At 66.7% G+C, this 20,921-nt stretch carries 22 protein-coding genes; 21 read left to right on the top strand and 1 reads right to left on the bottom strand.

Going from position 1 to position 20,921, the window contains the following annotated elements:
* Positions 1–4 precede the first annotated feature (4 nt).
* Together BM297_RS03250 and BM297_RS03255 are read left to right on the top strand one after the other, a co-directional pair.
* Positions 5–379, top strand: coding sequence for a type II secretion system protein (locus BM297_RS03250; RefSeq protein ID WP_092428234.1), 375 nt, complete (start codon positions 5–7; stop codon positions 377–379).
* The gene (locus BM297_RS03255; protein ID WP_092428236.1) at positions 366–911 is read left to right on the top strand and encodes a type II secretion system protein; all 546 of its coding nucleotides are present in this window, start codon (positions 366–368) and stop codon (positions 909–911) included. The genes BM297_RS03250 and BM297_RS03255 overlap by 14 nt, the downstream gene beginning before the upstream one ends.
* Here BM297_RS03255 and BM297_RS03260 read toward each other — a convergent pair whose 3' ends face one another.
* Positions 912–2,747, bottom strand: a complete 1,836-nt coding sequence (locus tag BM297_RS03260; RefSeq protein WP_092428238.1) for a sulfatase-like hydrolase/transferase — start codon at positions 2,745–2,747, stop codon at positions 912–914.
* A gap of 368 nt (positions 2,748–3,115) precedes the next feature.
* Here BM297_RS03260 and BM297_RS03265 point away from each other — a divergent pair, with 368 nt between their 5' ends.
* The 19 genes from BM297_RS03265 (at position 3,116) to pcaF (ending at position 20,834) form a co-directional block, all read left to right on the top strand.
* Positions 3,116–3,802: a phenylalanine--tRNA ligase beta subunit-related protein gene (locus BM297_RS03265; protein WP_175526588.1), complete on the top strand. Its 687-nt coding sequence runs from the start codon at positions 3,116–3,118 to the stop codon at positions 3,800–3,802.
* A gap of 138 nt (positions 3,803–3,940) precedes the next feature.
* Positions 3,941–4,879 carry a pca operon transcription factor PcaQ gene (gene pcaQ / locus BM297_RS03270; protein WP_092428242.1) on the top strand — a complete coding sequence of 313 codons (939 nt, stop codon included), beginning with the start codon at positions 3,941–3,943 and terminating at the stop codon, positions 4,877–4,879.
* Between the two features lie 102 nt (positions 4,880–4,981).
* Entirely contained in the window at positions 4,982–5,701 is a 720-nt protein-coding gene (gene pcaH / locus BM297_RS03275; RefSeq protein ID WP_092428244.1) for a protocatechuate 3,4-dioxygenase subunit beta, read from the top strand.
* A gap of 14 nt (positions 5,702–5,715) precedes the next feature.
* Positions 5,716–6,306, top strand: coding sequence for a protocatechuate 3,4-dioxygenase subunit alpha (gene pcaG, locus BM297_RS03280; protein WP_092428246.1), 591 nt, complete (start codon positions 5,716–5,718; stop codon positions 6,304–6,306).
* Entirely contained in the window at positions 6,296–7,357 is a 1,062-nt protein-coding gene (gene zapE, locus BM297_RS03285; RefSeq protein ID WP_092428248.1) for a cell division protein ZapE, read from the top strand. The genes pcaG and zapE overlap by 11 nt, the downstream gene beginning before the upstream one ends.
* Positions 7,351–8,301 carry an AEC family transporter gene (locus BM297_RS03290; RefSeq protein ID WP_092428250.1) on the top strand — a complete coding sequence of 317 codons (951 nt, stop codon included), beginning with the start codon at positions 7,351–7,353 and terminating at the stop codon, positions 8,299–8,301. Before zapE ends, BM297_RS03290 begins: the two co-directional genes overlap by 7 nt.
* Before the next feature lie 72 nt (positions 8,302–8,373).
* Positions 8,374–9,213 carry an IclR family transcriptional regulator gene (locus tag BM297_RS03295; RefSeq protein WP_092428252.1) on the top strand — a complete coding sequence of 280 codons (840 nt, stop codon included), beginning with the start codon at positions 8,374–8,376 and terminating at the stop codon, positions 9,211–9,213.
* Positions 9,214–9,433: 220 nt separating this feature from the next.
* The gene (locus BM297_RS21765) at positions 9,434–9,661 is read left to right on the top strand and encodes a hypothetical protein (RefSeq protein ID WP_175526589.1); all 228 of its coding nucleotides are present in this window, start codon (positions 9,434–9,436) and stop codon (positions 9,659–9,661) included.
* A 175-nt stretch (positions 9,662–9,836) separates the two neighbouring features.
* Positions 9,837–10,790, top strand: coding sequence for an AraC family transcriptional regulator (locus BM297_RS03300; protein WP_092428254.1), 954 nt, complete (start codon positions 9,837–9,839; stop codon positions 10,788–10,790).
* Positions 10,791–11,030: 240 nt separating this feature from the next.
* Positions 11,031–12,392 carry a benzoate 1,2-dioxygenase large subunit gene (gene benA / locus BM297_RS03305; protein WP_092428256.1) on the top strand — a complete coding sequence of 454 codons (1,362 nt, stop codon included), beginning with the start codon at positions 11,031–11,033 and terminating at the stop codon, positions 12,390–12,392.
* Positions 12,393–12,881: a benzoate 1,2-dioxygenase small subunit gene (gene benB / locus BM297_RS03310; RefSeq protein ID WP_092428258.1), complete on the top strand. Its 489-nt coding sequence runs from the start codon at positions 12,393–12,395 to the stop codon at positions 12,879–12,881.
* A 126-nt stretch (positions 12,882–13,007) separates the two neighbouring features.
* Positions 13,008–14,018, top strand: a complete 1,011-nt coding sequence (gene benC, locus BM297_RS03315) for a benzoate 1,2-dioxygenase electron transfer component BenC (RefSeq protein WP_092428260.1) — start codon at positions 13,008–13,010, stop codon at positions 14,016–14,018.
* Between the two features lie 61 nt (positions 14,019–14,079).
* Positions 14,080–14,856: a 1,6-dihydroxycyclohexa-2,4-diene-1-carboxylate dehydrogenase gene (locus BM297_RS03320; protein WP_092428262.1), complete on the top strand. Its 777-nt coding sequence runs from the start codon at positions 14,080–14,082 to the stop codon at positions 14,854–14,856.
* A gap of 272 nt (positions 14,857–15,128) precedes the next feature.
* Positions 15,129–16,250 (top strand): muconate cycloisomerase family protein, encoded by a 1,122-nt coding sequence (locus BM297_RS03325; RefSeq protein WP_092428264.1) that lies wholly within the window; start codon positions 15,129–15,131, stop codon positions 16,248–16,250.
* A 19-nt stretch (positions 16,251–16,269) separates the two neighbouring features.
* A complete protein-coding gene (gene catC, locus BM297_RS03330; RefSeq protein ID WP_092428266.1) occupies positions 16,270–16,560 on the top strand; it encodes a muconolactone Delta-isomerase in 291 nt (96 codons plus the stop codon).
* A 44-nt stretch (positions 16,561–16,604) separates the two neighbouring features.
* The gene (gene catA / locus BM297_RS03335; protein ID WP_092428268.1) at positions 16,605–17,549 is read left to right on the top strand and encodes a catechol 1,2-dioxygenase; all 945 of its coding nucleotides are present in this window, start codon (positions 16,605–16,607) and stop codon (positions 17,547–17,549) included.
* A 440-nt stretch (positions 17,550–17,989) separates the two neighbouring features.
* A complete protein-coding gene (locus BM297_RS03340) occupies positions 17,990–18,850 on the top strand; it encodes a CoA transferase subunit A (protein ID WP_092428270.1) in 861 nt (286 codons plus the stop codon).
* Positions 18,847–19,632: a CoA-transferase subunit beta gene (locus tag BM297_RS03345; RefSeq protein ID WP_092428272.1), complete on the top strand. Its 786-nt coding sequence runs from the start codon at positions 18,847–18,849 to the stop codon at positions 19,630–19,632. Before BM297_RS03340 ends, BM297_RS03345 begins: the two co-directional genes overlap by 4 nt.
* Positions 19,629–20,834 carry a 3-oxoadipyl-CoA thiolase gene (gene pcaF, locus BM297_RS03350; RefSeq protein WP_092428274.1) on the top strand — a complete coding sequence of 402 codons (1,206 nt, stop codon included), beginning with the start codon at positions 19,629–19,631 and terminating at the stop codon, positions 20,832–20,834. Before BM297_RS03345 ends, pcaF begins: the two co-directional genes overlap by 4 nt.
* The last annotated feature ends 87 nt before the right edge of the window (positions 20,835–20,921 follow it).

Raw genomic sequence — 20,921 nt, forward strand, 5'->3', positions numbered from 1 at the left:
GGGCATGCACAGGCGCGCGGGTTTCACCCTGGTCGAACTGCTGATCGTCATGGCGATCATCGCCACGCTGATGACCATCGCCGTGCCGCGCTACTTTTCCAGCCTGGAGAGTTCGAAGGAGACGGCGCTGCGCCAGAGCCTGTCGGTGATGCGCGAGGCGCTCGATCACCACTACGGCGATACCGGCCGCTACCCGGATTCGCTGGAGGCGCTGGTGGAAAAGCGCTACCTGCGCCAGATGCCGGTCGATCCGATCACCGAGCGCAGCGACCTGTGGGTGATCGTGCCGCCGCCTGCCGGTGCCGAGGGCCTGGTGGGCGACGTGAAGAGCGGGGCGCCCGGTGTGGCGCGCGATGGTACGGCCTATGCCGACTGGTAGTGGCAGGCAGTGCGGCCAGCGCGGCTTCACCTACCTCGGCGTGCTGTTTCTCGTCGTGCTGATGGGCGCCGCGCTGGCCGGCACCGGCCAGCTGTGGTCGGCCGCCAGCCAGCGGGCCAAGGAGCGCGAGCTGCTGTGGGTGGGCAGCCAGTACGCGCGGGCGCTGCGCAGCTACTATCGCAGTTCGGTCGGCGTCGCCCAGTATCCGCGGCGGCTCGAGGACCTGCTGGAGGACAAGCGCGTGCCGATGGTGCGCCGCCACCTGCGCCGCCTGTATCCCGACCCCGTCACCAACAGCCTCGACTGGGGGCTGCTGCGCGACTTCGACGGCGGCATCACCGGGGTCTACAGTCGCTCCGAGCGCCAGCCGATGAAGACCCACGGCTTTGCCCCGCCATGGACCGACTTCGCCGGTGCCAGCCGCTACTCCGGCTGGCAGTTCGTCGCCGAGCCGGCCTTCTTCGACAGTCGCTCGAGCGGGGCGCAGACGCCGGCCACGACGCCTGCAGCCTCCGGGCAGCGCACGCCCTGATCAATGCGCCAGGAAGCGCCGCAGGCTGCCCATCTCCGCCTGGATCAGCGGCAGCTTGCTCTGCAGCACCTTGGCGGTATTGCTCACCTGACGGTCGTTGGCGCGGCTGACGTCCATGCCGACGAAGCTGCCGCTGGTGAACGGCAGCACCAGCTTGTACTGCTCGCCGAGGAAGGCCAGGCGGTCCCAGTCGCCGGCCAGCAGCAGGCGATCGGCCTTGGGCTGGAACAGGCTGTGGCCGATGGCGTAGTCCTGGCTGGGGTTCTGCACGCCGAGCAGCGGCAGCAGGGTCGGCAGCAGGTCGACGTGGCTGGTGCGCAGGCTTTCCGCATGCGCCGCGCGGCCGGGAATCCACAGCACCAGCGGCACGCGCAGCTGCTCGTCGACGAAGGTGGAGTTGTGGCCCCAGCGGCCCTTTTCCATGAACTCCTCGCCGTGGTCGCCGGTGATCACCACGATGGTGTTGTCGAGCAGGCCGTTCTTCTCCAGATGCTCGGTGACCCGTGCCAGCTGGCTGTCCAGATGGTGCACGGCGTTCTGGTAGCGCTTGTGGATGCCGCCGATGTCGCGCTTCAAGTCCATGCTGGCGTAGCTGAAGTCGGGCAGGTAGTCCGGCTCGATCACCGATTCCGGCGGGAAATTGTAGTTGGCGTGCGGCGACTCGAAGAACAGGAAGGTCATGAACGGCTTGGCCGGGTCGCGCTGGTCGACGAATTCGATCAGGTTGTCGACGTTGCGGCGGTCGCGCTCCCACGAGGCGCCTGCGCCTTCCTCGACCATCTGCGCGGGCGGCACCTTGACGAACAGGGTCTTGTCGAACTCCGGATAGCTGAAGCGCGCGCTGGTGAACAGCTTGATCTGGTAGTCCTGCTGCTGCAGCACGTCGATCAGCGGGCTGCCGACGCGGGCATCCAGCACCGGGAACCACAGGTTGGCCGGCAGGCCGTAGAACTGGCTGAACATGCCGATGCGCGTGCCGTTGCCGCCGGAGAAGTGGCTGAGGTAGTGCTGTCCGCGCTGGGCGAAGGCGTGGGTCTGCGGCATCACCCGCGGGTTGAGGCTGTCGGCGCGCCAGGATTCGGCGACCAGCCAGACGATGTTCAGCGGCTTGCCCGGCGCCTCGATGCGCAGCGGCGCCTGCGGGTAGCGCAGCTGGCCCTTGAGCTCGGCGCTGGCGACTTCCATGCGCTGCGGACGCACCAGGCCGAACTGCTTCTCGAGTACCCGGCGCATGGTCAGCGGCTGGTAGAAGGGTACGCGCTGGGCGCTCTCCAGCAGCGGGCTGTAGCCGTAGAAGTGGCCGACTCCGTAGCTCACCCGCTCGCCGAGGGTGGCGACCAGGAACAGCGGCAGTACCCAGGCCAGGCGCGGCGCCGGCAGACGCAGGCGGGCCAGGCCGAGGGCCAGCAGGCGCAGACCGCCCTGCAGGGCGAAGATGCCGGCACCGAGCAGGGCCACCTCGCGCTCGGTGGACGCCGAAGAGCCCAGCGCCTCGATGCCGCCCGGGGTGGTGAGGATGTTCCAGACGAAGCCGTTGAGGTGGAAGCCGTACAGCTGCCAGAGCAGGTGATCACCGTACAGGGCCAGCTGCACGCCGCCGGCCAGCAGCACGCCCAGCACCGCGCCGGTCCTGGACGCGAAGCGACCGACCAGCCGGCTGATCGCCCAGATCGGCGCGATGAACAGCAGGGCGTAGCTGCCGATCAGCACGAGCTGGTACAGCAGCACCAGTGGTGCGGAGGCGAGGTCGAAGAAGCGTCCGAGATTCAGGGCCACGGCCAGCCAGGTGAGCAGCCAGTAGAAGGCGTCGACGCGACGCGGTGCAGCAGACGGCATGGGTAATCCTTGCGTTGAAATTATTGTTGTCAGGACCAGCGGATAGCAGGCGGGTTCACTGGCCATGATCGGCCGTGAAGCTAGCGCGGCAAGCTTAAAGCATCCTTAACCGTGCACCTTACGCGGCGGACCGCGCTCGGGACAACCGCCAGCGCCGACTGGTCGCCATTGCGACACTTGCTGCATTTTGTCGCACTGTGGTGCGTGATGCGGGGTCATCGCGTTTGGCGGAGCGCTGATTTACAAGGGAAAAATCCATGGCACGGTTCATGCTTCGGAGAAGAGCAGATGCTGCCGCTCGTCACGGTCTGACCAGGGTAGGGCCGATCAGTGTCGTCACAGCGCCAGCCCTCAACGGAGCATGCACCATGCTGATTCCAGTCTTCCGACTCGATACCCCCGCCGACCTTGGTCTCAAGGCCATCGCCTTTACCCTGCATGGCCTGAACAACCGGACCCCCTCGGCCTGGCTGCAGCGGCGCCTGTCTGAGCTGCGCGCCGACTTCGATGCCGAGCGCAGCCTGACCCGGCAGCAGGGCTGCACCGTCCTGCGCCAGCGGGTCGAACACCTTCCAGGTGCCTTGCCGCCCTCGGCGCAGGCGCTGCTGGAGCTGTACCTGGCCCGTGGCCGCCTGCCCAGCGTGTCCCCGCTGATCGACCTGTCCAGCCAGTGGTCGCTGAACAGCGGCCTGTCCATCTCGGCCCACGACCTCAAGCACCTGCGCCTGCCGGTGACCCTGGCGCTCAGCCGCGGCGGCGAAAGCTTCCAGGCGCGCCACAATCTCCCCCCGGTGATCCTGCCGGCCGGCGAGTACGTGTACTTCGACGGTCGCGGCCAGGTGCTCAGTCGCATGGAGTCCCTGCAGTCCGCCGCCACCGCGGTGCATGCCGACACCCGTTCGGCCCTGCTGATCATCCAGGGCGATGCGCAGACCGACAGCGACGAGCTGTACGCGGTGGCCGAAGGGCTCAAGGCCGATCTGCAGGAGTACTGCTGCGCCAGTCTGGTCCGGCCGCTAGAGGCGCCGTTCGCGCGTCTCGCCATGGGTCGCTAGATGGGGCACTAGCGGCCCCGACGGGGGGGCGACGCTGAAGCGATGCCATGCTGCGGTGTGAAATTCGTGGTGCGGGCTTTGGCCGGGCGCCGCTCTGTGCCACAGTCGCTCTCCATCGCCTCCCCAGTCCTCGCGCCGATGAACATCGACAACCGCATCAAGTTCCGCCACCTCACCTGCTTCCTCGAGATCGCTCGCCAGCGCAGCTTCGCCAAGGCCGCCGACAGCCTGGCGGTCAGCCAGCCGGCGATCTCCAAGACCCTCAAGGAACTCGAGGAGATCCTCGACCACCCGCTGTTCGAGCGCGGCAAGGGCGGCGTGCTGCTCACCCCGGCCGGCGAGACCTTCCTGCGCTACGCCGGCCCCTGCGTGCAGGCGCTGCGCGACGGCGTCGGCGTGGTGCGCGGCCATGCGCCGCAGGCGCTCGAGGTGCGCGTCGGCGCGCTGTCGACGGTGGAAAGCCAGCTGCTGCCCGAGACCATCGCCCGCCTGCACGCGCGCCACGGCGCGCTGGTGATCCAGGTCGCCGGCGGCTCCAGCGTCCAGCTGCTCGCCCAGCTCAAGGTCGGCGAGCTGGACCTGGTGGTCGGGCGGATGACCGACAGCCCGGAGATCCAGGGGCTGATCTTCGAGCACCTGTACAGCGAATCGATGACCCTGGTGGTGCGCACCGGCCATCCGCTGCTGGCCCTGGGCGAGGGCGCGCTGGCGCACCTGGCCGACTACCCGCTGGTGCTGCCGCCGGCCGGCACCACCATCCGCAAGTACGCCGACGGCCTGTTCGTGCAGTGGGGCATCCCGCTGGCGGCGCAGCGCCTGGAAACCCTGTCGATCGCCCTCGGGCGGCGCTACGTGCTGGACAGCGAGGCGATCTGGGTGGCGCCGCAGGACGCGGTGCGCCACGACCTGGCCGACGGCGTGCTGGCCGAACTGGCGCTGGGCATCCGCGAGCCGGGCGGCTCCATCGGCATCTGCTCCAGCGGCGCACGACCGCTGCCGCTGGCGGCGCAGTGGTTTTGCAGCGCCCTGCGCGAGGTGGCCGGACGGCGTAGCGGGGAGGGTAAACATAACCAATAGGTTATGAACCAAACAGTACAATTCAATTTCCTCGCGGCGGAGAGCCGGGCAGACTGACCTCACTCAGATCCGCTCCGACAACTCCAACAAGAGGAACGCAGCATGCACGACGCGGAAAACAGCCGGTTCGTCACCCGTGACCGCAACTGGCAGCCGAAGGCCTACACCCCCGACTACAAGACCTCCGTGCCGCGCTCGCCGCGCCAGGCGCTGGTGAGCATCCCGCAGTCGATCTCCGAGACCACCGGTCCGGACTTCTCCCACCTCAAGCTCGGCAAGTACGACAACGACCTGCTGCTCAACTTCAACAACGGCGGTCTGCCGGTGGGCGAGCGCATCATCATGTTCGGCCGCGTGGTCGATCAGTACGGCCAGCCGATCCCGCACACCCTGGTGGAGATGTGGCAGGCCAACGCCGGCGGCCGCTACCGCCACAAGAACGACCGCTACCTGGCGCCGCTCGACCCCAACTTCGGCGGTGTCGGCCGCACCCTGACCGACGCCAACGGCAACTACTTCTTCCGCACCATCAAGCCGGGTCCCTACCCGTGGCGCAACGGCCCGAACGAGTGGCGTCCGTCGCACATCCACGTGTCGATTTCCGGCCCGTCGATCTCCACCAAGCTGATCACCCAGATGTACTTCGAGGGCGATCCGCTGATTCCGAAGTGTCCGATCGTCCGCACCCTAGCCAACCCGGACGCGGTGCAGACCCTGATCGGTCGCCTGGACATGAGCATGGGCACGCCCATGGACAGCCTGGCCTACCGCTTCGACATCGTGCTGCGCGGCCAGCGCAAGACCCACTTCGAGAACCAGTGAGAGAGGAGCCGACCATGAATTTCGACCTGCTGCCGGAAACCCCTTCGCAGACTGCCGGCCCCTACGTACACATCGGCCTGGCCCTGGCCGCCGCCGGCAACCCGACCCGTGACCAGGAAATCTGGAACGAGATGGCCAAGCCCGGCGCCACCGGCGAGCACATCGTGCTGATCGGCCGCGTGTTCGACGGCAACGGCCACCTGGTGCGCGACTCCTTCCTCGAGCTGTGGCAGGCCAACCACGAGGGCGTCTACGACTGCGCCTACGATCTGGAGAAGCCGTTCAACGGTTTCGGCCGCACCGCCACCACCTTCGACGCCGGCGAGTGGACGGTGCAGACCGTCAAGCCGGGCGCGGTGGGCAAGCAGGCGCCGCACATCAACGTGGCGCTGTTCGCCCGCGGCATCAACATCCAGCTGCAGACGCGCCTCTACTTCGAGGACGAAGTGGAGGCCAACGCCGCCGATCCGGTGCTCAACCTGATCGAGGCGGTGGAGCGCCGGCAGACCCTGATCGCGACCCGCTGCGAGGTGGACGGCAAGACCGCCTACCGCTTCGACATCCGCATCCAGGGTGACAACGAGACGGTGTTCTTTGACTTCTGAGTCCCCTGGCAACCCGCTGTACCGACAGGCCGCCGCGCAGCTCGCCGCGCGCGGCCTGTCCCTGGACGGGGCGCAGCGCCAGGCCCTGACCCGGCTGGCCGACTGGCTGCAGGCACGCCTGCAGCCGTCGGCCTGGCGCCGTCGCGCGCCGGCCGGCGCCTATCTGTGGGGCGGCGTCGGGCGCGGCAAGAGCCTGCTGCTGGACAGCCTGTTCGCCGCCGCGCCGCTCACCGCCAAGCGCCGCGTGCACGTCCACCAGCTGCTGCAAGAGCTGCAGCAGCGCCTGCTGGCCCACAGCGGCCAGGCCGATCCGCTGGCGCGGGTCGCCAGCGAGCTGGCCGGCCAGGCGCGCCTGCTGTGCTTCGACGAGTTCCACGTCCACGACATCGGCGATGCCATCCTCCTCGGTCGCCTGCTGCAGCAGCTGCTGAAGGCCGGGACCATCCTGCTGTTCAGCTCCAACTACGCGCCGTCGCAGCTCTGTCCCAATCCGCTCTACTACAGCCGCTTCAGGCCCTTCGCCGAACTGCTCGAGCGCCACTGCCTGGTCGTCGAGATGGCCGCCGGGGTGGACTACCGCCCGCTCAGCGAGCGCCACTGGGGCCACTACCTGCAGGCGCCGCAGGCCGGGCTCGAAACGCTGCTGGCCGAGCGCCTGCAGCTGGTCATGCCGGCAGCGCCGCTGGCGCTCGGTCCGCGGCAGATCCAGCCGCTGGGGCAGGGCAGGGAAGCGCTGTGGCTGTCCTTCGCCGAGCTGTGCCAGCGCCCGCTGGCCAGCGCCGACTATCTCGAACTGTGCCGGCGCTTCGCGCGTCTGGCGGTCAGCGGGCTGCCGGAGCTGGCGCGCTGCTCGGCGGACGCCCAGCAGCGCCTGGTCAACTTCGTCGACATCGCCTACGACGCCGGCCGCGAGCTGCTGCTGCACGGCGAACAGCCGCTGGAGTCGCTGTGCGCCGGCGTCAACCACATGGACTTCGGCCGCACCCGCAGCCGCCTGGCGCAGCTGCGCCGGCTGACAGCGGTCGACCACAGGGAGTATCAGGCATGCTAGCCGTGCTCGGCGTCACCGCGCCGATCTTCATCCTCATCGCCCTCGGCTTCCTTTCCGTACGCGGCGGCCTGATCGACCGCGGGCAGATCCGCGGCCTGGGCGCCTTCGTCATCAACTTCGCCCTGCCGGCGCTAGTGCTGCGGGCGCTGAGCGAGCGCAGCCTCGGCGAGGTGCTCGACGGCCCCTACCTGCTGGCCTATGCGCTGGCCTCCCTGGCGGTGTTCGCCGGCGGCCTGGCGGTGGCGCGCTGGCTGCGCGGCCAGGATCTGTCGGCCAGCGCCATCCTGGCCATGGGCATGTCGGTGTCCAACAGCGGCTTCATCGGCTACCCCATCGTGGCCATGCTGCTCGGCCCCACGGCGGCGCTGGCCATGGCCCTCGGCATGCTGGTGGAGAACCTGCTGATGATCCCCCTGGCCCTGGCGCTGGCCGAGATCGGCCAGCAGTCCGGTGTCCGCGGGCGGGCGCTGGCGCGGGAAACCGCCCTGCGCCTGCTGCGCAATCCGATGATCAGCGCCATCGCCCTCGGCCTGCTGCTGTCGCTGCTGGAACTGCGCCTGCCGCCGCTGCTGTTCCGCGTGGTGGACATGCTCGCCAGCGCCTCGGCGCCGCTGGCGCTGTTCGTCATCGGCGGCACCCTCTACGGCCTGCGCCCGCGCGGCATGTGGGCGGACGTCGGGCAGACCGCCCTCGGTAAGCTGGTCCTCCACCCGCTGGCGCTGCTGCTCGCCTTCGTCCTGGTGCCGGACATCGACCCGCAGCTCAAGGTGGCCGGCCTGCTGTTCGCCAGCGCGCCGATGATGAGCATCTACCCGATCCTCGGCCTGCGCTTCGGCCTCGAGGAACGCTGCGCCGCCGCGCTGGTGGCGGCCACCGTGCTGGCCTTCGTCACCATCAGCACGCTGATCGGCGTGCTCGGGCAGGCGGGCTACCTGCAGACCTGAGCGGCAAGGTTTGCGATTATCGGACTTCGGTTCGATAATCGCCTGAACTTTCCCGCCCGCCCAGGAGGCCCCATGAGCGACCTGCAACCCACCCCGTCCGGCCTGGCGCCGCCGCCGCAGCAGCTGGCCGCCGAGCAGATCAAGGCCTACGCCGGCGACCCGAATTTCATGTCCTCGCTGGCGCGCGGCCTGGCGGTGATCAACGCCTTCCAGGAGCGCAAGCGCCACCTGACCATCGCGCAGATCAGCCACCGCACCGGCATCCCGCGCGCCGCGGTGCAGCGCTGCCTGTACACCCTGATGCAGCTCGGCTACGTCGCCACCGACGGGCGCACCTACGCGCTGCTGCCCAGGGTGCTGACCCTCGGCCATGCCTACCTGTCGTCGACGCCGCTGGCGGTGTCGGCGCAGCCGTTCCTCGACCGCATCAGCGAGCAGCTGCACGAGGCCTGCAACCTGGCCACCCTGGAAGGCGACGAGGTGCTCTACATCGCCCGTTCGGCGATCCCGCAGCGGCTGATCTCGGTCGACCTCAGCGTCGGCAGCCGCCTGCCGGCCTACTGCACCTCGATGGGCCGCATCCTCCTCGCCGCCTTGGACGACGACAGCCTGCGCGCCTACCTGGCGCGCGCCGACCTCAAGCCGCGCACCAGCCGCACCCTGCACACCCCGGAGGCGCTGTGGGAGTGCCTGATGCAGGTGCGCGAGCAGGGCTGGTGCATCGTCGACCAGGAGCTGGAGCAGAGCCTGCGCTCGGTGGCCGTGCCGGTGCGCGACGCCAGCGGCCAGGTGCTGGCGGCGATGAACGTCAGCACCCACGCCGGCCGGGTCAGCCGCCAGGAGCTGGAGACGCGCTTCCTGCCGGTGCTGCTGGCCGGCAGCAAGGAGCTGGGCGCGCAGTTGTGGCGTTAACCGCGGGACACTTGATGTCCCTGCACCGGACCTGACATCCGCCAATAGTTTGTCCGATAATCGAACTCATAGTCGATTATCGGCTTGAGCTGCTGCTTCAGTCTCAGTACTGTCTGGGCCGCCGTGCGATCCCCCACACGTCACCAGGATCTTTGCCGGTTTTGCGCCAGTCGGACAACGGCTGGCGAGGGCGGCCCACCGCTCTGGCGCAGAGCCTGGCGTGACCATCGTCTTGCACAGCCATCGGCCTTTACCGAATCGACAGGCGCGCCGTTCACCGCCCGGGGCCAGCGCGATGCCGCTGCCGGATAGCGGCAGGCAAGCCAGGCTCTCGCCGGAGATCAGCGGCTGCAAGGGGCGGCGGCCGCTGTTGCTGGCACGCGGGCAAAAAATCTGTCCGGTTATCGATCAATGGCGCGCCAGGCCTTGGGTGAATTTTTTATTCTAATGCAAGTCAATACCTTAGTGTCTTGCTCAGGTATGGTGTAAGCAGTTCGGTGTGACCCTTGATCCATGGGCACTTTCGCCAGTGCTGGAAGCGTGGATCAGTACGGGAACCGAGGGCCGTTGTCATGCGTGCCCTGCGCCCGGAGTCGACAATTATTACAAAGGCTTCACGAGTTATGGACTGTCCTCTGCAGAGCGATAAGAGTCAGGTCTTTGCCCATGCCGATCCCCATGCGGTGTCCGAGTACGTCAATCGGCATGTAGGCTCTCACTGCATCCTCATGCCGAACCACGGCAAACCGTCGGCCAGCTTGAGCCATCGCCCTCTCGCCAATCTCGATCTGTGCCGCATCAGCTATGGCGGCAGCGTGCGGGTCACCTCGTCGGCACTGGGAACCCTCTATCACTTGCAGATCCTGCTCAAGGGCCACTGCTTGTGGCGTGGCGGCGAGGGTGAGCACCACTTCATTCCTGGCGAGTTGCTGCTGATCAATCCCGATGATCCTGTCGACCTGACCTATTCGGACGACTGCGAGAAGCTGATCGTCAAGATCCCGGCCTCGTTCCTCGACAAGGCCTGCAGCGACAACCAATGGCGCCGCCCCAGCGAGGGCATCCGCTTCTCGCCACGCCACAACCTGGGTGAGCTGGATGGTTTCTCCAGTCTGCTCGGACTGGTTTGCGATGAGGCGGAAAGCGAGCATGCGCTGCCGCTGATCCAGGAGAAGTACGCCAGCATCATCGCGGGCAAGCTGCTCGCCTTGCTGAAGAGCAACGTCAGCTACGACCCGCTGAGCGATGGCAATCCGTCTTTCGAGCACCTCTCCCAGTTCATCGAGGAAAATATCAAGAAGGACATCAACCTCGAGCATCTGGCCCAGCTGGGACAGATGAGTCTGCGCTCGCTCTACGCGCTGTTCGAAAAGAGCGCGGGCACCACCCCCAGGCAATACATCCGCCAGCGCAAGCTTGAGTCGATCCGCAATAGCCTGAGCGATCCGCGCATGGGCGCGCGCTCCATCACCGAGATCTCCCTCGACTACGGCTTTCTGCACCTGGGCCGCTTTGCAGAGAACTACAAGAAGGCCTTCGGCGAACTGCCCTCCGAGACTCTGCGCCGGCACAGCTGAGTCATTCTGCCTGAAAGGGGGCGGGCCAGATTTGGCTCGCCTCTCCTTGTGTCCTCCCTTCTTCCTTCTTCCTTCTTCCTGCCTCCGTGCCGTCGTCCGGCCCGGAGCGCATCCGCTTGCCTGCGCCTTTTTGTCACATTGCACAAATCGGATGCATGTCACAGGAAAAGTGGATATTGCCGCCGCCTCCCGGGCTTTAAGCTCGAATCACTGCACACAATAACAACGGAGGCCATGGCCATGACCTCGGAATTCGACTACCTCGAAAGCCTGCTGGAAGAAGACAAGGAGAAGGGCGTCTATCGCTGCAAGCGCGAGATGTTCACTGATCCACGTCTGTTTGAACTCGAAATGAAGCAGATCTTCGAGGGCAACTGGCTGTACCTGGCCCACGAAAGCCAGATCCCCGCGAAGAACGACTACTACACCACCCACATGGGGCGCCAGCCGATCTTCATCGCGCGCAACAAGGATGGTGAGTTGAATGCGTTCATCAATGCCTGCAGTCACCGCGGGGCCGTGCTCTGCCGCTTCAAGAGCGGCAACAAGTCGACCTATACCTGCCCGTTCCACGGCTGGACCTTCAGCAACTCGGGCAAGCTGCTCAAGGTGAAGGATCCTAGCGAAGCCGGGTACCCCGACAGCTTCAACTGCGATGGCTCCCACGATCTGAAGAAGATCGCGCGCTTCGAGTCCTATCGCGGTTTCCTGTTCGGCAGCCTGAATGCGGACGTGGCGCCGCTGGAAGAGTTCCTCGGCGAGTCGAAGAAGATCATCGACATGGTCTGCGACCAGTCGTCCGAAGGTCTGGAAGTGCTGCGTGGATCGTCCACCTACGTCTACGAAGGCAACTGGAAGCTGCAGGCCGAGAACGGTGCCGATGGCTACCACGTGAGTGCCGTGCACTGGAACTACGCCGCCACCCAGCAACAGCGCAAGGCCAAGGAAGCGGGTGAAGAAATCCGCACCATGAGCGCCGGCGGCTGGGGCAAGAAGGGCGGCGGCTTCTACTCCTTCGAGAACGGCCACATGCTGCTGTGGACCCGCTGGGACAACCCGGAGGATCGTCCGCTGTTCGCCGAGCGCGAGCGTCTGGTCAGCGAGTTCGGCGAGGCTCGCGCCGATTGGATGATCGGTCATTCGCGCAACCTGTGCCTGTACCCGAACCTGTACCTCATGGACCAGTTCGGCTCCCAGCTGCGCATCGCCCGTCCGCTCTCCGTCGACAAGACCGAAGTCACCATCTACTGCATCGCGCCCAAGGGCGAGAGCGCAGAGGCGCGTGCCAGCCGCATCCGCCAGTACGAGGACTTCTTCAACGTCAGCGGCATGGCCACCCCGGACGATCTGGAAGAGTTCCGCGCCTGCCAGCAGGGCTTCGCCGGCAGCGCTGCTCCCTGGAACGACATGTCCCGCGGGGCCAAGCACTGGATCGAGGGCGCCGACGAGGCGGCCAGCGATATCGAGCTCAAGCCACTGCTGAGCGGCGTGCGCACCGAGGACGAAGGCCTGTTCGTGCTGCAGCACCACTACTGGCAGCAGGAAATGATCAAGGCGCTGAAGAAAGAAAAGGACCAGCTGATTCACGTGGAGGGCGCGTAAATGAGCATGACCTATGAAGCCGTGCGCGATTTCCTCTATCGCGAAGCACGCTACCTGGACGACAAGCAATGGGAGCAGTGGCTGGAGCAGTATGCGCCGGACGCCACCTTCTGGATGCCGGCCTGGGACGATCGTGATGAGCTGATCGAAAATCCGCAGACCGAAATCTCGCTGATCTGGTACGGCAGTCGCAGTGGCCTGGAAGATCGCGTCTTCCGCATCAAGACCGAGCGTTCGAGTGCCAGCATCCCGGATACCCGCACCTCGCACAACATCAGCAACCTGGAGATCGTCGAGCAGGGCGAGGGCTTCGTGAAGGTGCGCTTCAACTGGCACACCCTGAGCTTCCGCTACAAGACCGTCGACCAGTTCTACGGCACCAGCTTCTACACCCTCGACACCCGTGGTTCCAGCCCGGTCATCAAGGAGAAGAAGGTCGTGCTGAAGAACGACTATGTCCGCCAGGTCATCGACGTTTACCACATCTAAACGACTCGACCGGGACGCTTAGCCGTCCCAGGTACGGGCTGGAGTGGCGCTCTGCCGCCACTCCTTTCCTGCGTGCGCGTGTGGTTCAGGCCATGCGCTGATTATTTGCTCCAAGCGGGGTGCAGCATGTCGCACAAGATCGCACTGAATTTCGAAGACGGGGTTACCCGCTTCATCGACGCCAAGGCCGGCGAGACCGTGGCCGATGCCGCCTACCGCCAAGGCGTCAACATTCCCCTGGACTGCCGTGATGGTGCCTGCGGCGCCTGCAAGTGCTTCGCCGAAGCCGGCCGCTATGACATGGGTGACAACTTCATCGAGGAAGCACTGAGCGAAGACGAGGCCGAGCAGGGCTACGTTCTGACCTGCCAGATGCGTGCCGAGAGTGATTGCGTCGTCCGTGTGCCGGCTTCCTCCGCGGTCTGCAAGATCAAGCAGACCAGCTATAACGCCGAAATCCGTGAGGTGCGCGCCCTGTCGGAGAGCACCATCGGCCTGACCATCGCCGGTGCCGAACTGGAAAAGCTGTCCTTCCTGCCGGGTCAGTACGTCAATCTCCAGGTGCCGGGCAGCGACCAGACTCGCGCCTACTCCTTCAGCTCTCTGCAGCAGGACGGGGCGGTCAGCTTCCTGATCCGCAATGTACCGGGCGGCCTGATGAGCACCTTCCTCAGCAACGAGGCCACAGCAGGCGGCAGCATGCGTCTGAACGGTCCGCTGGGCAGTTTCTACCTGCGCGAGATCAAGCGTCCGCTGCTGATGCTGGCCGGTGGTACCGGTCTGGCCCCCTTCCTGGCGATGCTCGAGAAGATCGCCGCCGAGGGCAGCGAGCATGCGGTGCACCTGATCTACGGGGTGACCAACGACTTCGATCTGGTCGAGATGGACAAGCTCGAGGCCTTCGCCGCGCGTATCCCCAACTTCACCTATGCCGGCTGCGTCGCCAACCCCGAGAGCAGTCATCCGCTCAAGGGCTATGTGACCCAGCACATCGAGCCTGGCCAGCTCAACGACGGCGACGTCGACATCTACCTGTGCGGCCCGCCGCCGATGGTCGAGGCGGTTAGCCAGGACTTGCGTCAGCGTGGCATCCAGCCGGCCAACTTCTACTACGAGAAGTTCGCAGCCAGCGCCTGATTTCAGCTTGAGAGGCCTTGGGCCCGCTAACCACGGGCCCTTTTTTAACGGATTCATCGCCATGAACAAGCGTTTTCAAGACAAGGTCGCCGTGATCACCGGCGCAGCTCAGGGTATCGGTCGGCGCGTTGCCGAGCGCATGGCCGCCGAGGGTGGTCGTCTGGTGCTGGTGGACCGCTCCGAACTGGTCCACGAACTGACCGGCGAGCTGGCCGGGTTCGCCGAGGTGCTGACCCTCACCGCCGACCTCGAGCAGGCCGGCGACTGCCAGCGGGTGATGGCTGCCGCCGTCGAGCGTTTCGGTCGTCTCGACATCCTGGTCAACAACGTTGGCGGCACCATCTGGGCCAAGCCGTTCGAGCACTACGCGGAAAACGAGATCGAGGCCGAAGTGCGCCGCTCGTTGTTCCCCACCCTGTGGTGCTGCCATGCGGCGCTGCCGCAGATGCTCGCACAGGGCAGCGGCGCCATCGTCAACGTCTCCTCGGTGGCCACCCGCGGCGTCAACCGCGTTCCCTACGGCGCGGCCAAGGGCGGCGTCAATGCGCTGACCGCCTGCCTGGCGCTGGAAACCGCCGAGCGCGGCATCCGCGTCAACGCCACCGCGCCGGGCGGCACCGAGGCGCCGCCGCGGCGCATCCCGCGCAACGCCGCCGAGCAGAGCGCGCAGGAAAAGGTCTGGTACCAGCAGATCGTCGACCAGACCATCGACAGCAGCCTGATGAAGCGCTACGGCACCATCGACGAGCAGGCCGCGGCGATCCTGTTCCTCGCCTCCGACGAGGCCTCCTACATCACCGGCGTGACCCTGCCGGTGGGTGGTGGCGACTTGGGCTGAGTGAGCGATTGCGGCCCGCCAGGCGGCGGGCCGAGCTCCAGGCTGCGTACTTCTCCGACATGGCCATCCGCTCCCGCGGTTCCGGCCAGGTCATGGGCATAAGCGTGCCGGCGTAATGCCGCAGCAGTGCAAGCGGATTGCCTTCGCCCCGCGAGGCGTCGTCGCGATCCCTTTTGTGCACCTGTGCTGCCTTGGGCAGCCTGCCCGCCGCTGCGGCGACGCCTCAACTGCAAACGCCAGACCTCATCGACCAGACAACTTTGGGTATTGATATGAGCCACTCCCTGATCGAACGCATCGACACGGTCATCGTCGACCTGCCGACCATTCGCCCGCACAAGCTGGCCATGCACACCATGCAGCACCAGACCCTGGTGATCATCCGTCTGCATTGCGCCGACGGCATCCAGGGCATCGGCGAAGCGACCACCATCGGTGGTCTCGCCTACGGCAACGAAAGCCCGGAGAGCATCAAGCAGAACATCGACAGCCACCTCGCGCCGCTGCTGGTCGGTCAGGACGCGGCCAACGTCAACGCCGCCATGCTGCGCCTGGACAAGGCCGCCAAGGGCAACACCTTCGCCAAGTCCGGCCTGGAGAGCGCGCTGCTCGACGCCCAGGGCAAGCGCCTGGGTCTGCCGGTCAGCGAACTGCTCGGCGGGCGCGTACGCGACAGCCTGGAAGTGGCCTGGACCCTGGCTAGCGGCGACACCGCCAAGGACATCGCCGAGGCAGAGCACATGCTCGACCTGCGCCGTCACCGCATCTTCAAGCTGAAGATCGGCGCCAACCCGCTGGAGCAGGACCTGCGCCACGTGGTGGCGATCAAGAAGGCCCTGGGCGACCGCGCCAGCGTGCGCGTCGACGTCAACCAGGGCTGGGACGAGTCGCAGGCCATCCGCGGTTGCCGGGTACTCGGCGACAACGGCATCGACCTGATCGAACAGCCGATTGCGCGCATCAACCGCAGCGGCCAGATCCGCCTGAACCAGCGCAGCCCGGCGCCGATCATGGCCGACGAGTCCATCGAGAGCGTCGAGGACGCCTTCAGCCTGGCCGCCGACGGCGCCGCCAGCGTGTTCGCCCTGAAGATCGCCAAGAACGGCGGCCCGCGCGCGGTCCTGCGCACCGCGCAGATCGCCGAGGCGGCCGGCATCGCCCTGTACGGCGGCACCATGCTGGAAGGCTCGGTCGGCACCCTGGCCTCCGCGCACGCCTTCGTCACCCTCAACAAGCTGACCTGGGCCACCGAGCTGTTCGGCCCGCTGCTGCTCACCGAAGAAATCGTCACTGAGGCGCCGGTATACCGCGACTTCCAGCTGGAAGTGCCGCGCACCCCGGGCCTGGGCCTGACCCTGGACGAAGAGCGCCTGGCGTTCTTCGCCCGCAAGTAATCCTGAGGAGGAAACCCCGATGCTGTTCCACGTGAAGATGACCGTGAAGTTGCCGGTCGACATGGACCCGGCCAAGGCCAGCAAGCTCAAGGCCGACGAGAAGGAACTGGCCCAGCGCCTGCAGCGCGAGGGCAAGTGGCGCCACCTGTGGCGCATTGCCGGCCACTACGCCAACTACAGCGTGTTCGACGTGGCCAGCGTCGAGGAGCTGCACGACACCCTGATGCAGCTGCCGTTGTTCCCCTACATGGATATCGAGGTGGACGGTCTGTGCCGCCATCCCTCGTCCATCCACAGCGATGATCGCTGATCTCCAGTAAAGCCAGTAGATAACAACAATCCAAGGTTGACATCATGACCGTGAAAATTTCCCAGACTGCCGAAGTCCAGAAGTTCTTCGAGGAAGCCAGCGGCTTCAACAGCGAGCAGGGCAGCCCGCGCATCAAGCAACTGATGCTGCGCATCGTCAATGACATCGCCCGCATCGTCGAAGACCTCGAAGTGACCCAGGACGAGTTCTGGATGGCCGTCGACTACATCAACCGCCTCGGCGGTCGCCACGAAGCCGGCCTGCTGGTTGCCGGCCTGGGCCTCGAGCACTTCCTCGACCTGCTGCAGGACGCCAAGGACGAACAGGCCGGCCTGACCGGCGGCACTCCGCGCACCATCGAAGGCCCGCTGTACGTGGCCGGCGCGCCGATCAGTCAGGGCGAGACCCGCATGGACGACGGCAGCGAGCTCGACGAGGCCACCGTGATGTTCCTGCAGGGTCGCGTGGTGGATACCGACGGCAACCCGGTCGCCGGCGCCACCGTCGACCTGTGGCACGCCAACACCAAGGGCAACTACTCGTACTTCGACAAGAGCCAGTCCGAGTACAACCTGCGTCGCCGCATCGTCACCGACGCCGAAGGCCGCTACCGCGCGCGCAGCATCGTGCCGTCCGGCTACGGTTGCTCCGCCGACGGCCCGACCCAGGAGTGCCTGGACCTGCTCGGTCGTCACGGCCAGCGCCCGGCGCACATCCACTTCTTCATCTCCGCGCCGGGTCATCGCCTGCTGACCACCCAGATCAACCTGGCCGGCGACCAGTACCTGTGGGACGACTTCGCCTATGCCACCCGCGATGGCCTGGTCGGCGACATCCGCTTCATCGACGACGCCGCCGCCGCGGATGCCCGTGGCGTGCAAGGTCGCTTCGCCGAGCTGGACTTCGACTTCCAGCTGCAGAAGGCCGTCAGTCTCGAAGCCGAGCTGCGCAGCCAGCGTCCGCGCGCCCTGCAGGTGCAAGGCGCCTGACCGATGTCGGGCCTCCCCGCGAGGGGCGGCCCGATCTCCGGCAGGCAATGGCTGGCGGATGATGCGTTCGAGCGTTGTCATTCGCGCCCTGAGCCCGCTTCGGCGGGCTCAGTTCTTCCTGCCAGAAGGGCACCCCAGCCTGCTCGGGAAGTTGCGCCGTGATCGTCAGCACCGTTGGCGATGACGGCGCAGCCGTTTCCCGGGTGCATCGGCGGGATGCTGCTCGAAGTCCCACACAGATCATGTCCGACGCTGGATGACCATGGCGCGTAGCGGTGGCGGCAACGGCCCGCTTGGGTGGTTATCGAGTGAAGATAATATGTCCGATAAACGAACATATTGTCGATTATCGGATTGTCTCGTGCCGGCGACCGCCCTAATGTTTACCCACTGACCGGCGCTGTGGCGTCGGGCATCGTCAACGAGCTAGAGCACACGAAATGGCCGAGATTCTTACCCTGCGCGAAGCCGTCCAGCGCTTCGTCAACGACGGCGACACCGTTGCCCTCGAAGGCTTCACCCACCTGATTCCGACTGCCGCCGGTCACGAGATCATCCGTCAGGGCAAGAAAGAGCTGACCCTGGTGCGCATGACCCCCGACCTGGTCTACGACCAGCTGATCGGTGCCGGCTGCGCCAAGAAGCTGATCTTCTCCTGGGGTGGCAACCCGGGTGTCGGTTCGCTGCACCGCCTGCGCGACGCGGTGGAGAAGCAGTGGCCGCACGCTCTGGAAATCGAGGAACACAGCCACGCCGACCTGGCCAACGCCTACGTCGCCGGTGCCTCCGGCCTGCCGTTCGCCGTGCTGCGTGCCTACGCTGGTTCCGACCTGCCCAAGGTCAACCCGCTGATCAAGCCGATCACCTGCCCGTTCACCGGCGAGAAGCTGGTCGCGGTGCCGAGCGTGCGCCCGGACGTCACCGTGATCCACGCGCAGAAAGCCGACCGCAAGGGCAACGTGCTGGTGCAGGGCATCCTCGGTGTGCAGAAGGAAGCCGTGCTGGCCGCCAAGCGCGCCATCGTCACCGTGGAAGAGATCGTCGACGACCTGAATGCGCCGATGAATGCCTGCGTGCTGCCGACCTGGGCGCTGTCCGCCGTCTGCGTGGTGCCGGGCGGTGCCCATCCGTCCTACGCCCACGGCTACTCCGAGCGCGACAACCGCTTCTACCAGGCCTGGGACCCGATCGCGCGTGGCCGCGAGTCCTTCACCGCCTGGATCGATACCTATATCCGCGGCACCGCCGATTTTTCCGAATTCCAGGCCAAGCTGGCCGCACAGCAGGAGGCCAACCAATGAGCAGCTACACCACCAATGAAATGATGACCGTGGCTGCCGCCCGCCGCCTGAAGAACGGCGCCGTATGCTTCGTCGGTATCGGCCTGCCGTCCAAGGCGGCCAACCTGGCGCGCCTGACCTCGTCCCCGGACGTGGTGCTGATCTACGAATCGGGCCCGATCGGCGCCAAGCCGACCGTGCTGCCGCTGTCCATCGGTGACGGCGAGCTGGCCGAAACCGCCGACACCGTGGTGCCCACCGGCGAGATCTTCCGCTACTGGCTGCAGGGCGGGCGCATCGACGTCGGCTTCCTCGGCGCGGCGCAGGTCGACAAGTTCGGCAACATCAACACCACCGTGGTCGGTGACTACTTCTCGCCGAAAGTGCGCCTGCCCGGCGCCGGCGGCGCCCCGGAAATCGCCGGCAGCGCCAAGGAAGTGCTGATCATCCTCAAGCAGGGTCATCGCAGTTTCGTCGACAAGCTCGACTTCATCACCTCCGTCGGTTTCGGCGAGGGCGGCGACCATCGCCAGCAGCTCGGCCTGCCCGGCAAGGGCCCGGTCGGCATCATCACCGACCTGTGCATCATGGAGCCGGAAGCCGGCACCAACGAGTTCGTCGTCACCGCCCTGCACCCGGGCGTGACCCGCGAGCAGGTGATCGAGAACACCGGCTGGGCGATCCGCTTCGCCGACAACATGACCGTCACTGCCGAGCCGACCGCCGTCGAACTCGACGCCCTGCGCGCCCTGGAAGCCCGCACCGCCGCCGCCCACGGCGGTCAGGTTGGGGGTGAGGCATGAGCCGCGACGTCTACATCTGCGACGCGGTGCGCACGCCCATCGGCCGCTTCGGCGGCGCGCTGGCCGCGGTGCGCGCCGACGACCTCGGCGCGATTCCGCTGAAAGCCCTGCTCGAGCGCAACCCGCAGCTCGACCCGGCGGCGATCGACGACGTGTTCTACGGTTGCGCCAACCAGGCCGGTGAGGACAACCGCAACGTCGCGCGCATGTCCCTGCTGCTGGCCGGCCTGCCGCCGAGCGTGCCGGGCGTGACCCTCAACCGCCTGTGCGCCTCGGGCATGGACGCGGTGGGCAGCGCCTTCCGCGCCATCGCCAGCGGCGAGATGGAGCTGGCCATCGCCGGCGGCGTCGAGTCGATGAGCCGCGCGCCCTATGTGATGGGCAAGGCCGATAGCGCCTTCGGCCGCAGCCAGAAGATCGAAGACACCACCATGGGATGGCGCTTCGTCAACCCGCTGCTCAAGGCCCAGTACGGCGTCGAGGCCATGCCGCAGACCGCCGACAACGTGGCCGAGGACTTCGGCATCTCGCGCGCCGACCAGGACGCCTTCGCCCTGCGCAGCCAGCAGCGCGCCGGCCGCGCCCAGGCCGAGGGCTACTACGCCGAGGAAATCGTCCCGGTGGTGATCAAGGGCAAGAAGGGCGACACCGTCGTTGATACCGACGAGCATCCGCGCCCGGACACCACCATTGAGGCCCTGGCCAAGCTCAAGCCGGTCAACGGCGAGGGCAAGAGCGTCACCGCCGGCAACGCCTCAGGCATCAACGACGGCGCCGCCGCGATGATCCTCGCCTCCGCCGAAGCGGTGGCCAAGTACGGCCTCAAGCCGCGCGCCAAGGTGCTCGGCATGGCTGCCGCCGGCGTCGAGCCGCGCATCATGGGCATCGGCCCGGTGCCGGCGGTGCAGAAGCTCTGCGAGCGCCTGAACCTGGCGGTCGCCGACTTCGACGTGATCGAGCTGAACGAAGCCTTCGCCGCCCAGGGTCTGGCCTGCATGCGCGAGCTGGGCATCGCCGACGACGACGCGCGGGTCAACCCGAACGGCGGCGCCATCGCCCTCGGCCACCCGCTGGGCATGAGCGGCGCGCGCCTGGTGCTGACCGCCCTGCATCAGCTGGAGAAATCCGGCGGCAAGCTGGGGCTGGCCACCATGTGCATCGGTGTCGGCCAGGGTCTGGCGCTGGCCATCGAGCGCGTCTGACGCGGAGCAGGGGAGTGGCGTAGGGTGGAAGACTCGCGCAGCGATCTTCCACCACACCCCGCGCCAATGGTGGGAAATGCCTTCGGC

It is taken from the genome of Geopseudomonas sagittaria (genome assembly GCF_900115715.1).
Classification (GTDB): domain Bacteria; phylum Pseudomonadota; class Gammaproteobacteria; order Pseudomonadales; family Pseudomonadaceae; genus Geopseudomonas; species Geopseudomonas sagittaria.